This is a genomic window from Streptomyces sp. NBC_00986 (assembly GCF_045162565.1).
In the GTDB taxonomy this organism is placed as follows: domain Bacteria; phylum Actinomycetota; class Actinomycetes; order Streptomycetales; family Streptomycetaceae; genus Streptomyces.
This window is the reverse complement of sequence record NZ_CP108733.1, coordinates 5,611,750-5,625,608: the sequence shown is the minus strand read 5'-3', so window position 1 is coordinate 5,625,608 and position 13,859 is coordinate 5,611,750. Positions and strand designations below refer to the sequence as shown.

Below are 13,859 nucleotides of genomic sequence, written 5' to 3'. Positions count from 1 at the left end.
GGGGCCTTCGCATGTGCGGGGGGCCTTGTCGGTCGGTGCCACGCGTGTTGTCGGTGGGAGCGGCCACAATGAGGGTGTGAGTAACTCCACCCTGTCCACCCTGCCCGCATCCGACCGCCCGGAGGTCGCCGCCCGGCTCCGGGACGCCCTGCTCGGCGCCGCCTTCACCGCCGACGGACTGCTCGAACTGCTCGGCGCCCCCGCGTACGCGGCACTGGCCCGCAGCGAGACCGTGCCGGCCCTCCGGGCGACCAGAGGCGACACCCCGCTGGAGACGCTGGTCCGGCTGTTCCTGCTCCAGCAGCCCGTGCCGCACGCACGCGTGGCGGACGTCCTGCCCGTCGCCGCGTGCGTCGACAGCGGCTGGCTGGTGTCCGTGGGCGCCGACGAGGTCGCCGCGACCGTGGACGTACGGCCGTACGGCGGGCCCGACGGCGAGGACTGGTTCATCGTGTCCGACCTGGGGTGCGCGGTCGGCGGGGCCGGCGGGATCGGCAGCCGGGAGGAAGGCGTCGTCCTCGGGGTGGGCGGCGCGTCCACCACGCTCGCGGGGATCACCGTACGGACGCCGGTCTCCGCCGCGCTCGACCTCGGCACCGGGTCCGGCATCCAGGCGCTGCACGCGGCCCGGCACGCCACGCGCGTGACGGCCACCGACCTCAACCCCCGTGCCCTGCACATCACCGCGCTCACTCTCGCGCTGTCCGGAGCGCCGACCGCCGACCTCCGCGAGGGCTCGCTCTTCGAGCCGGTCCGTGACGACGAGACGTACGAACTCATCGTGTCCAACCCGCCGTTCGTGATCTCGCCGGGCGCCCGGCTGACCTACCGCGACGGCGGGATGGGCGGGGACGATCTGTGCCGGTCGCTCGTTCAGCAGGCGGGCGATCGCCTGCGTGAGGGCGGATTCGCACAGTTCCTCGCCAACTGGCAGCACGTGGAGGGGGAGGACTGGCAGGACAGGCTGCGCTCCTGGGTGCCGCGCGGGTGCGACGCCTGGATCGTGCAGCGCGAGGTCCAGGACGTCACGCAGTACGCCGAGTTGTGGCTGAGGGACGCGGGCGACCACCAGGGGGACACGGTCGCGTACGAGGCGCTCTACGACGCGTGGCTCGACGAGTTCGAGGCGCGCAAGGTCAAGGCCGTGGGCTTCGGCTGGATCACGCTGCGCAGGACGGGCTCCGACGCGCCCTCGATCACCGTCGAGGAGTGGCCGCACCCGGTCGAGCAGCCGCTCGGCGACACCGTGCGGGAGCACTTCGACCGCGTCGACTATCTGCGCGCCCACGACGACGCGGCCCTGCTCGCCGCCCACTTCAGGCTCGCCCCCGAGATCATCCAGGAACAGGTCGGGCTGCCCGGCGCCGAGGACCCCGAGCACGTCGTGCTCCGCCAGCACCGCGGCATGCGCCGGGCGACCAAGGTCGACACGGTCGGCGCGGGCTTCGCCGGCGTCTGCGACGGCACGCTGAGCGCGGGCCGCATCCTGGACGCCATCGCCCAACTCGTGGGCGAGGACCCGGTCCTGCTCCGCGACCGGACACCGGCGCAGATCCGGTTGCTGGTGGAGCAGGGGTTCTTGGAGCCGGTGGGGTGACGGGTTCCGGCGGCTGATCGGCGCGGGTGACGATCGGTTGCGGACGGCTGACTGGCTCAGGGTGGTGGGCGGTTGCGGGTGGCTGGCCGTTTCCCGCGGCCGGAGCGGGCCTGTAGCCCTCGGCCGACTGGCCGCTCCCGGGCGGGAGTTGGTCCCAGTCGGGCGGTTGTACTCGGGCGGGGGTTGGCCTTGGTCGGGCGGTTGCTCGCGGTCGGCGCCCACTTCTGCCGACCGGCTGCGCGCGGCGGCCGACCGCGACTCGGCCGCCGGTCCCTCGCGCCGTCGGCCGTTTCCTACGGCCGGACCGACCATCGCGCCGCCGAGTGCCCGCCGTATCCACCAACCGCCCTGCCGTACGGCGCCCCAGCCCCTCGCCGCCCCTGTCACGCCTGAGGCCTCCCCGCACCGCTGAGCCGCGTGTGTCCGTATCCGGCGAGATCGTTCTGATCGGTACGGAAAAGCCCTCTTGTCAGTGGCGGGTGCGAGGCTACTTTCAGAGACAGGTTCCACGCGTCCTCGGGGGAGGCGCGCCGTCTCGGGGGAGGCGTGATGGCCGGGGATACGCCGGAACAGGGCGAGGGCAGCGTCGTCAACGGGCGCTACCGGCTGCTGCGCATGCTCGGCGCGGGCGGCACGGGGCGCGTATGGCTCGCGTACGACGAGGAGTTGGGCTGCGAGGTCGCGGTCAAGGAGATCTCGCTGCCGGATGTGTTAGGGGATGGCGGGGAGCGCGCGCAGCGCGTCGCGCGGGCGCGCGTCGAGGCGTGGCACGTGGCCCGGTTGCGCGGCCATCCGCATGTGGTGACCGTGCACGACGTGGTGATGTACGAGGGGCTGCCCTGGATCGTCATGCAGTACATCCCGGACGGCGTCGACCTCCAGGCGGTCCTACGGCGTTCGGGCCCGCTGCCGCCCGCCCGGGTGGCCCGCATCGGGCTCGCCGTCCTCGACGCGCTCACCGCCGGGCACCGCATCGGCATCCTGCACCGGGATGTGAAACCGGCCAACATCCTTCTGGCGCCGGACGCTTCGGGCGACCCGTACGCGCGTGTGCTGCTCACTGGCTACGGCATCGTCCTCCAGCCCGACTCCCACGAACCCCGCGTCATGGCTAACGCCGGCATCTCGGGCACGCCCGGTTACCTCGCCCCGGAGCGGGCCCGCGGCGAATCGCCCACCCCGGCCGCGGACCTGTTCTCCCTGGGCGCCACGCTGTACGCCGCGGTCGAGGGCCACGGCCCCTTCGACCGCCACGGCGACTTCGCCACGCTCACGGCTCTGCTGGGCGAGGAGCCGACACCGGCCGTCCGCGCGGGCGAACTGGCGCCCGTGCTCCGGGGGTTACTGGTCAAGGACCCGGCGTTGAGGTCGGATCCGGAGACTGCGGCGCGGGGGTTGGAGCGGGTGGGGCGGCGGGTCGGCGCGGCGCCGGGGAGGCTGTCGACGCCGGATGGGGGCGGTCGAGGGGCGGACGGGGACGAGGTTGGTCGAGGGGCGGGTGTGGGCGGGCTCGGGCGGAGGGCGGATGAGTTCGGCCCGATGCCGGACGGGTTCCGCCGGATGCCGGAGGGGTTCGGCCCGCCGCCGGAGGGGTTCGCGCCGGCCCCGGGTGGTGGTGGCCCGGCAGCGGATGGTTTTGGTCCGGTGAGGCGGGGTGGTGATGGTCCGCCGCCGGATGGGTTCGGACCGGTGCTGGGCGGTGCTGCCCCGGCAGCGGATGGGTTCGGACCGGTGCAGGGCGGTCTTGGCCCGGCACCGGATGACTTCGTGCCGGCACCCGACGGTTTCGGCTTGGCACAGGGCGGCCGGCCCTCGGCTGATCAGCCGGCGGGGCCTGTTACCGATGGTGCGCCCGGCCAGGTCGCGAGTGGTCCGGCGGGCTGTGTCGGGAGTGGTTCGCCTGGCCAGGCCGGGAGTGATCACCCCGGCTACGCGGAAAGTGGCTCGTCCGGCGATGCGGTGAGCGATCCGGCGGGCTACGTCGGAGGTGGTGGGCCCGGCCAGGTCGAGAGTGGTCCGGTGGGTTACGTAGGGGGCGGGCCCGGTGATGTCGCGAGTGGGCCGCCTGGCTACGCGGGGAGTGGTTCGTCCGGCGATGCGGTGAGCGATTCGCCGGGCTACGTCGGAGGTGGTGGGCCCGGCCAGGTCGAGAGTGGTCCGGTGGGTTACGTCGGGGGCGGGCCCGGTGATGTCGTGAGTGGGCCGCCTGGTTACGCGGGGAGTGGTTCGTCCGGCGATGCGGCGAGCAGTCCGGCGGGCGATGCCGCGAGCGAATCGCCCGGCCACATCGGGAGTGACCGGCCCGGCCATGTCGCGAGCGGGCCTCCGCGGCAGGACCCGGGCGGGTTTCGGGGTCAAGCCCCGGGCGGGCCACCCGGATATGCCATGGGCGGCCCCTACGTAGGCGGTCCCTACGCCCCGCGGACGCCGGGAGGGCCCGGGGCCACCCACCGGGACCCGGCGCCGTACGGTGACCGCTCCGCGCCCGCCCTCGGGGGCTCCACGCCCGCCGGTCGGCCCACTCCGGGCAGCCCGCGAACTCCGGGGACACCGGAGGCCTTGGAGGCGCCGGAGACTCCGGGTGCCCTGCGGACTCCAGGGACGCCCGGAGCCTTCGGGACACCGGGGACTCCGGACGCCCGGCATGGCCGGGGCACCCCGGGCATCTCGTACAACCCGAGTACCCGGGGCACCCCGCAGGCGGCCGACACTCCACACCCCCCTGTCACCCCGCGGGCCCTGAGCACTCCGCACACCCCCGTCATCCCGGGGGCCCCGAGCACTCCACCGACCCCCGACACACCGACCACCCCGCCGGGCCCCGCCTCGCCGTACTCCCCGCAGGAGCAGGGCGGTTCGCCCGGTGGCGGGTCGTACGGTCAGTGGAATCCGTATGCGAGCAGCCCCACGATGTCCTACCAGGGCAGCGCGCCGACGCCCCCCTACGCAGGCGGTCAGGGGCCGACGTATCCCGGTGGCCCGGGGGCGATCGGCGGTGGGGCACGCCACGGGGGGCCGCGTCGGAGGCCGGTCGGGGCGGTCGTCGTTCTTGTCGTGGCCGTCCTGATGGTGGTCGCCGGCGGGGTGTGGGCCGTGACCTCGCTGGACGACGGGAAGGGGGCGGCGGCGACCAAGAAGGCGTCCCCGTCCGCGTCGTCGGCCGGGGTCGCCTATCCGTACGGCGAGGACGTCGGGCTCAAGAAGGCGTTGCGGACCGGGGATTGTGTGCACGCGGTGTGGACCGGGACGGCGTTCGTGGCGCGGCCCGGTCTGAAGGTCGTGAGCTGTGCGCACGGCGTTCCGGACGGGCAGGTGATGGCGGTCGACACGGCGCGCGACTTCGCCGACGCCCGTGACCACGGGGCCGAGCGGTGTGCGGACAGGACGAAGGCGACGGCCGGGTCCCTGGCCGATGCGGGGGTCTACGCGCTCACTCCCACCGAGGCCGGCTTCCGGGCCGCCGGGGGCGGTACGGCGTGCCTCGTGCTCGGCCGGCATGTGCCGATCGGCGGCGAGATAGGGCGCTTCCGCAGCACCGGGTCGAACGTGTGGACCACCGAGATGAGCATCGGTGACTGCTGGCTGTACGTCGACCACAAGACCTACTTCACCGCGAACCTGACCGACTGTGCCGATCAGCACACCGACCAGGTGATCGGTTTCGTGACGGCTCCGAGGACGATGGTGTTCGAGGATGCGCTGCGGCAGGGGAACAAGCTGTGCGGCGACAGGTTCGAGTCGACTTGGGCGCCCGGTGCGGACCGTTCCGTCTTCGGGTATCTGTCCGACGAGAGCAACTGGAAGGCCGGTTTCTACTCGGTCGTGTGCACCGTCGGCCGGGCCGATCGGTCCCGGACGAGCGGGGCGATATCGTCCTCCGGGACGACCGCCTGAGCGCTGTCAGCCGCGAGTTCACCCGGGGTTGGCCTGCCCGTCGCCTCCGGGTGCCAGCCTCCCGGACCGAGGCATCCGGCCGGGAGGGGACACGCATGGAGAGCGGGCCTGCGATCTTCGCGGGGTTGGTGTTCGCCCTGTTCGGAGGCGCGCTGCTGCTGTGGACCGTGGTCAGGGTCCGGCACCGCGAACCCGTCGCCCAGGGTGTGAACCCGGTCGCATCGGCGACCCTCGCGAGCCTCGCCGCGGTCGCCGCCCTGCTCCTCGGAACCTGGTGCTTCCTGCACGTCTGAGCAGCGCGCCGGAGCCGCGGCGCCGACGATCGGCGGACAACCAGGAGATCATCCTCCGGATGGCTCCGAAAAGGCCGGCGGGGACTCCGGGCGGCAGGAATGGCGGTAGTCGGGTTACCGTTCGAGTGGCCGTTGCGGGCTTTTCCCGTTTGACACGGGGGCGGGATGTACCGTCACACTCCGCAGCGTCACCATGACCCGACCCCGGGACCAAGCGACCCCGGGGAGATGCAGGTACGACCCCGCACCGCCCGGCACGCACTCTCGCCGCACCGGTCGAAGGCCCTGGTAGCTCCGCTACGAGGACCTCCTACCGGCACTCCGAGGGCACGCACCTAACGACGTGGAAACGCACCTGCTCCTCCCCGGAGCCGTTTGCCCCGGGGGAGGCCCCAGCGTCGACCGGAGAGAAGAGCGAAGTTGTCCCCGACCAGCGAGACCGCACACGGCGGCCGCCGACTCGTCATTGTCGAGTCCCCTGCCAAGGCGAAGACGATCAAGGGCTACCTCGGCCCCGGATATGTCGTCGAGGCGAGCGTCGGGCACATCCGCGACCTTCCCAACGGCGCCGCGGAGGTGCCCGAGAAGTACACCGGCGAGGTCCGCCGCCTCGGTGTGGACGTCGACCACGACTTCGAGCCGATCTATGTGGTCAACGCCGACAAGCGGGCCCAGGTCAAGAAGCTCAAAGACTTGCTCAAGGACTCCGACGAACTCTTCCTGGCCACCGATGAGGACCGCGAGGGCGAGGCCATCGCGTGGCACCTCCTGGAGGTCCTGAAGCCCAAGGTCCCGGTCAAGCGCATGGTGTTCCACGAGATCACCAAGGACGCGATCCGCGCCGCCGTCGCCAACCCGCGCGACCTGAACCAGCCCCTGGTCGACGCCCAGGAGACCCGCCGCATCCTCGACCGCCTCTACGGCTACGAGGTCTCGCCGGTCCTCTGGAAGAAGGTCATGCCGCGCCTGTCGGCCGGCCGTGTCCAGTCCGTCGCGACCCGGCTCGTCGTCGAGCGGGAGCGCGAGCGCATCGCGTTCCGTTCCGCCGAGTACTGGGATCTGACCGGCACCTTCGGCACCGGCCGGGCCGGGGACGCTAGCGACCCGTCGACCCTCGTCGCCCGCCTCCAGGCCGTCGACGGCAAGCGCGTCGCCCAGGGCCGCGACTTCGACTCCCTGGGCCAGATCAAGAGCGCGAACACCCTCCACCTGGACGAGGCCAACGCCCGCGCGCTGGCCGCCGCCCTGGAGGACACGCGGTTCGCCGTCCGGTCCGTCGAGTCGAAGCCGTACCGACGTTCGCCGTACGCCCCGTTCCGTACGACGACGCTCCAGCAGGAGGCCAGCCGCAAGCTCGGCTTCGGCGCGAAGGCCACGATGCAGGTCGCGCAGAAGCTGTACGAGAACGGCTACATCACCTACATGCGTACGGACTCCACGACCCTGAGCGAGACGGCCGTCACCGCCGCCCGCGCCCAGGTGACGCAGCTGTACGGCGCCGACTACCTGCCGGCCCAGCCGCGCGTGTACGCCGGGAAGGTCAAGAACGCCCAGGAGGCGCACGAGGCGATCCGCCCCTCGGGTGATCGTTTCCGCACGCCCGCCGAGACCGGCCTGACCGGCGACCAGTTCAGGCTCTACGAGCTGATCTGGAAGCGCACCGTCGCGTCCCAGATGAAGGACGCGGTCGGCAACTCCGTCACCGTGAAGATCGCGGGCACCTCGTCCGACGGCCGGGACGTCGAGTTCAGCGCCTCCGGGAAGACGATCACCTTCCACGGGTTTTTGAAGGCCTACGTAGAGGGCGCCGACGACCCGAACGCCGAGCTGGACGACCGCGAGCGCAGGCTGCCGCAGGTCGCCGAGGGCGACGCGCTCAGCGCCGAGGAGATCACGGTCGACGGGCACGCCACCAAGCCCCCGGCCCGCTACACCGAGGCCAGCCTCGTCAAGGAGCTCGAAGAGCGCGAGATCGGCCGCCCGTCGACGTACGCGTCGATCATCGGCACGATCCTCGACCGCGGCTACGTCTTCAAGAAGGGCACGGCCCTGGTGCCGTCCTTCCTGTCCTTCGCCGTCGTCAACCTCCTGGAGAAGCACTTCGGTCGGCTCGTCGACTACAGCTTCACCGCCAAGATGGAGGACGACCTCGACCGCATCGCCAGCGGCGAGGCGCAGGCCGTGCCGTGGCTGCGGCGCTTCTACTTCGGTGAGGGCGAGGCGACGGGCGCCGCCGAGGCCGGCAACGGCGACGGCGACCACCTGGGCGGCCTCAAGGAGCTCGTCACCGACCTGGGCGCGATCGACGCCCGCGAGGTCTCGTCCTTCCCGGTCGGCAACGACATCATGCTGCGCGTCGGCCGCTACGGCCCCTACGTGGAGCGCGGCGAGAAGGACTCCGAGAACCACCAGCGCGCCGACGTTCCCGAGGACCTGGCGCCGGACGAGCTCAGCGTCGAGCACGCGGAGGAACTGCTCGCCAAGCCGAGCGGCGACTTCGAGCTGGGCGCCGACCCCGAGTCGGGCCACCAGATCATCGCCCGCGACGGCCGCTACGGCCCGTACGTCACCGAGGTGCTCCCCGAGGGCACTCCGAAGACCGGCAAGAACGCCGTCAAGCCGCGTACGGCCTCGCTGTTCAAGTCGATGACCCTCGACACGGTGACGCTCGCCGACGCCCTCAAGCTGATGTCGCTGCCGCGCGTCGTCGGCAAGGACGCCGAGGGCGTGGAGATCACCGCGCAGAACGGGCGCTACGGGCCGTACCTGAAGAAGGGCACGGACTCCCGCTCGCTGACGGCCGAGGACCAGCTCTTCACGATCACCCTCGAAGAGGCGCTGGAGATCTACTCCCAGCCCAAGCAGCGCGGCCGGGCCGCCGCCAAGCCGCCGCTGAAGGAACTGGGCACCGACCCGGTCAGCGAGAAGCCCGTCGTCGTCAAGGACGGCCGCTTCGGCCCGTACGTCACCGACGGCGAGACCAACGCGACCCTGCGCTCCGGCGACAGCGTCGAGGAGATCACCCCGGAGCGCGGCTACGAGCTGCTCGCCGAGAAGCGGGCCAAGTCGCCCGCCAAGAAGACGGCGAAGAAGGCCCCGGCGAAGAAGACGGCGGCCAAGAAGGCGCCCGCCAAGAAGACGACGACGGCCAAGAAGACCGTGGCGAAGAAGACGACGACGGCCGCCAAGAAGACGACCACCGCCGCCAAGACCGCGACGGCCAAGAAGACGGCCACCTCCAAGGTGACGTCCGAGGACTGACCCGCACGCTTCCTGCACCACAGGGTCGCGAAACGAACGCCCCGGCATCACTTTGGTGTCGGGGCGTGCGCAGGTCCGGGCGGGCGCGGCTTGTTGTCGGTGGCTGCCGATAGGCTGAAAGCATGACGCCAGCCGAGCAGCCAACGGCCCACCAGCCGGCCCCCGACGACGCCCTTGTCGCGGACTCCCGCGAGCGTGCCGTCCGCGCCCTGCTGCGCCAGCCGCAGCTCAAGCGGTTGTGGAGCGCACAGCTCGTGACGGGTGTCGGTGACACCCTCGCCCTGCTGGTCCTGGTCGTGCTCGCCTTCCAGGCGGCCATCGCCCAGGGCTCGTTCGGCGGTGGTTACCGGGGTGTGGCGTTCGCGGTGGCGACCGTCTTCGGGGCACGCATCCTGGCGACGCTGCTCTTCGGGGCGGTGCTGCTCGGCCCGCTCACTTCGCTCACCTCCCAGGAAGGGCCGCTCGACCGGCGCTGGACCATGGTGGGCGCGGACGGTCTGCGGGCCGCGCTGCTGATCGTGGCCCCCCTGTGGATCGACTGGACTCCGGACAACGCGCTGGCCGTGCTCCTGGTGACCGCCTTCGTCACCGGGGTCGCCGAGCGCTTCTGGACGGTGTGCCGCGAGAGCGCCGGACCCGCCCTGCTGCCCGCCCCGCCGCTGGAGGGCGCCACGGTCCGGCCGCTGCCCGACCACATGGACGCGCTGCGCCGGCTGTCGCTGCGCACCAGCTTCGTGGCGATCCCCCTCGCGGCCGCCGCCCTCGTCGTAGCGGCTCTGCTCAACAACCTGCTGGGCACGGGCGTCGCCTGGTTCGACCAGCACCACGCCGCGCTCGGTTCGTACGTCGCCGCCGGGCTGTTCGCCGCGTCCCTCTCCGTGCTGACCGCCCTGGAACTGCCCGGAATCCGCACCCCGCGCGCGCGGTCGCCGCTCGAGGGGCTGCGCCGCCCCAGGACGGGCACCGGCGTCGACAAGGGCCGTACGGGCGCGATCGCGCTGCTCGTGGTCGCCTGCGCGGCCGTCGCCGGGGCGATCTCCGCCGCCGTCGCCGTGTCCGTGCTGCAGGCCCAGGATCTGCACGGCGGCCCGGTGACCTTCGGGCTGCTGGTCCTCGGACTGACCGGCGGGGTCGTGGTCGGCATCCGTACGGCGCCCGCGCTGCTGCCGACGCTGTCGCGGCGCCGCCTGCTGACCCTGGCGATCGCCTTCACCGGCATCGCGCTGCTCGCCGCGGGCCTGGTCCCGGACCTCACCACCGTGCTGCTGATTGTCGCGCTCGCCGGCATCGGCGCGGGCGTGGCCGCCAACACCGGGCACACCCTGCTCGACCAGGAGGCCGAGGACTACCGCCGGGCGCGTACGACCGAGCACCTGCACGCGGTCGTCCGGGTCGCGGTGGCGCTCGGCGCGCTGATCGCCCCCCTGGTGGCGGCGCTGATCGGCCCGCACCGCCTGGAGAACGGCAAGTTCGTGTTCGCGCACGGCGGTGCCGCGTTCACGCTGATGCTGGTCGGCGCCCTGCTGCTGCCGGTCGCCGCGCTGGTCCTTGCCAAGGTCGACGACCGCGCGGGAGTGCCGCTGCGGCACGATCTGCGGGACGCGCTGCTCGGCGGCGACGACCCCGACACCGTGCCCGCGAGCACCGGTTTCTTCATCGCCCTGGAAGGCGGCGACGGCGCTGGGAAGTCCACCCAGGCCGAGGCCCTCGCCGAGTGGATCAGGGGCAAGGGACACGAAGTCGTGCTGACCCGCGAGCCCGGCGCGACCCCGGTCGGCAAGCGGCTGCGGTCGATCCTGCTCGACGTGTCGTCGGCGGGACTGTCCCACCGCGCGGAGGCGCTGCTCTACGCCGCCGACCGCGCGGAGCACGTCGACACCGTCGTACGACCGGCTCTGGAGCGCGGCGCGGTCGTCGTCTCCGACCGCTACATCGACTCCTCCGTCGCCTACCAGGGCGCGGGCCGTGACCTGTCCCCGACCGAGATCGCCCGGATCAACCGCTGGGCGACCGCCGGACTCGTCCCGCACATGACCGTCCTGCTGGACGTGGACCCGGAGACCGCCCGCGAGCGGTTCACGGAGGCGCCGGACCGACTGGAGTCGGAGCCCGCCGAGTTCCACGCGCGCGTACGGTCCGGTTTTCTCACGCTGGCCGCCGCCGACCCGAGCCGCTACCTGGTGGTCGACGCGGGCCAGGAGCCCGAGGCCGTCACCACGGTGATCAGGCACCGTCTCGACACCGTCCTGCCGCTCTCCGAGGCCGAGATCAAGGCCCAGGAGGAAGCGCGCAAGGCAGCCGAGGAGGAGGCCCGCCGCAAGGCCGAGGAAGAGGCCGCGCGCAAGGCCGAGGAGGAGCGCCTGGAGCGTGAGCGCCAGGAGCAGCTCGCCCAGCTGCGCGCCGAGGAGGAGGAGCGCAAGCGGCGCGAGCTGGAGGAGGCCCAGCGCCGCGAGGCCGAGCGCCAGGCGGAAGAGGCCCGGCAACGCGCCGAGGACGCACGCAGGCGTGCCGAGGAGGAGAAGGCCCGCCTCCTCGCCGAGGAAGAGGCCCGCGCCGCCGAGGAGGCCCGCCGCAGGGCGGAGGCCGACCGGTTGCGCCGGCAGGCCGAGGACGAGGCCCGGCTGCGCGCCGAGGCGGAGGCACGGCGGCTGGAGAAGCAGCGCAAGGCCGAGGCCGCCCTGCTCGCGGCCGAGGAGGCCCGCCGCCTGGCGGCGGAGGCTGCGGCCGCGGCGGAACGGGCCGCTCGACAGCCGACGGCCCCTGTGACTCCCGCAGCTCCGGAGGCCAGGCCCGAGGCGTCGACTGTGCCGACGCCGGTGGTGAAGCCGGGTTCGGGCGCAGGTGCCGGTGCGCGTGGCCGGTCGGCGGAGGACACGGCTGTGCTGCGGCCGGTGAAGTCCGGTTCCGGTTCCGGGGACGAGACGGCCGTACTGCGGTCGGTGTCCGGGGACTCAGAGGCGTCCGGTTCCGAGGTGCGCGACTCCGAGAGGACGGCCGAGCTGCCGCAACCGCCGGCTCCTGTGGGGGCCGCGGACGAGACCGCCGTACTGCCCCCGGTGTCGGCTGCCGAGGAGACTGCCGTGCTGCCGCCGGTCGGTGCCGCGGAGGAGACCGCGGTGCTGCCGCCGGTGCGCGACCAGGGGCCGTCGGACCGGGTGCCCGCGGGCTTCTTCCGGGACGAGCGTCCGGCCGGGCAGGGCGACGGCGAGGACCGCACCCGCGAGCTGCCCCAGGTCGACGAGCAGGGTGCCCCCCGGCGCCGACCGCGCCCCGACTGGGCCGAGGAGACTCCCCTGGACGACCTGCCCTCGCTGGCCGACGAACTGCTCGGCCCGCGCGAGGACGGCGACTTCGGCCATGACGACGACACCGGGCGTGGACGGGGTCGTGGCCGGGGGCGCAGGGGCTGACGGCGACGGGGGCTGGGCGGGGACGCAGGGGCTGACAGCGGGGCGGATCCCCATACCTCGCGTGCCCGCCTCCAACCCAGCGCCCGCCCCCGGATCGCGGCCCCGAACCAGCTCCCGGCCCCCGTTGTCAGTGGCGGCCCGCACAATGGATCGCGTAACCCGAAGCGTGACGAAAGGGCCGGTGACCCATGACCGTGTGGGATGACCTGGTGGGCCAGGAGAAGGTGAGCGAGCAGCTCGATGCCGCCGCTCGGGACGCCGACGCCTTCGTCACCGCAGCGACCACCGGCACGGCGCCGCCGGAGGCGTCGAAGATGACGCACGCCTGGCTGTTCACGGGGCCGCCCGGCGCGGGACGCAACCAGGCGGCGCGGGCCTTCGCCGCCGCCCTGCAGTGCGTGAGCCCCGACCGTGCGCTCGGCGGCAGCCCCGGCTGCGGCTTCTGCGACGGCTGTCATACGGCGCTGATCGGCACCCACGCCGACGTCACCACGGTCGCCGCGGTGGGCACGCAGATCCTCGCCGACGACATGCGGGACACGGTCCGCAAGTCCTTCACCTCGCCGGCGACCGGCCGCTGGCAGATCATCCTCGTCGAGGACGCCGAGCGGCTGAACGAGAAGTCGGCCAACGCCGTCCTCAAGGCAGTGGAAGAACCCGCCCCCCGCACGGTGTGGCTCCTCTGCGCTCCCTCCATCGAGGACGTCCTCCCCACGATCCGCTCCCGCTGCCGCCACCTGAACCTGACCACGCCCTCGGTCGACGCCGTCGCCGACCTGCTCGTACGGCGGGAGGGCGTCGAGCCCGCCGTGGCGATGGCCGCCGCGCGCGCCACGCAGGGCCATGTCGACCGGGCCCGCCGCCTGGCCACCGACCCGGCCGCGCGCGAGCGCCGCACCGCCGTACTGAAGCTGCCGTTGCGTGTCGAGGACGTCGGCGGGTGTCTCAAGGCCGCTCAGGAGCTGGTGGACGCGGCGGCCGAGGACGCGAAGCAGCTGGCCGAGGAGGTGGACGACAAGGAGACCGAGGAGATGAAGGCCGCGATGGGCGGCGGCCAGGGCAGCCGGATGCCGCGCGGCACCGCCGGGGTGATGAAGGACCTGGAGGACAAGCAGAAGCGCCGGCGAACGCGTACGCAGCGCGACAGTCTCGACCTCGCGCTGACCGACCTCACCGCGTTCTACCGGGATGTACTCGCCCTCCAGCTGGGTTCCCGGGTGGCGATCGCCAACGCGGACGCCGAGGACGCGCTGGAGCGGCTCGCGCGCGCCGGGTCCCCGGAGTCCACGCTGCGCCGCATCGAGGCGATCGGGGCGTGCCGTGTGGCGCTCGACCGGAACGTGGCGCCACTGCTCGCGGTGGAGGCGATGACGTTGGCGCTCAGAGCGGGGTGAGGGGCGGGCC

General features: G+C 73.0%; 6 protein-coding genes. All 6 read left to right on the top strand.

All coding sequences use genetic code 11. The annotated features are described in order from the left end of the window. Window positions 1-76 precede the first annotated feature (76 nt). The 6 genes from OG504_RS24785 (at window position 77) to OG504_RS24760 (ending at window position 13,849) form a co-directional block, all read left to right on the top strand. A complete protein-coding gene (locus OG504_RS24785; RefSeq protein ID WP_405991780.1) occupies window positions 77-1,597 on the top strand; it encodes a methyltransferase in 1,521 nt (506 codons plus the stop codon). 549 nt (window positions 1,598-2,146) lie between these two features. Next, window positions 2,147-5,491 carry a protein kinase domain-containing protein gene (locus tag OG504_RS24780; RefSeq protein WP_405991779.1) on the top strand — a complete coding sequence of 1,115 codons (3,345 nt, stop codon included), beginning with the start codon at window positions 2,147-2,149 and terminating at the stop codon, window positions 5,489-5,491. Window positions 5,492-5,586: 95 nt separating this feature from the next. Beyond that, on the top strand, window positions 5,587-5,784 hold the full coding sequence (locus tag OG504_RS24775; RefSeq protein ID WP_266769886.1) for a hypothetical protein: 198 nt from the start codon (window positions 5,587-5,589) through the stop codon (window positions 5,782-5,784). A gap of 420 nt (window positions 5,785-6,204) precedes the next feature. Then, a complete protein-coding gene (gene topA / locus OG504_RS24770; RefSeq protein WP_405991778.1) occupies window positions 6,205-9,045 on the top strand; it encodes a type I DNA topoisomerase in 2,841 nt (946 codons plus the stop codon). A gap of 122 nt (window positions 9,046-9,167) precedes the next feature. Then, entirely contained in the window at window positions 9,168-12,455 is a 3,288-nt protein-coding gene (gene tmk / locus OG504_RS24765) for a dTMP kinase (RefSeq protein WP_405991777.1), read from the top strand. Window positions 12,456-12,643: 188 nt separating this feature from the next. After that, a complete protein-coding gene (locus OG504_RS24760) occupies window positions 12,644-13,849 on the top strand; it encodes a DNA polymerase III subunit delta' (protein WP_405991776.1) in 1,206 nt (401 codons plus the stop codon). The last annotated feature ends 10 nt before the right edge of the window (window positions 13,850-13,859 follow it).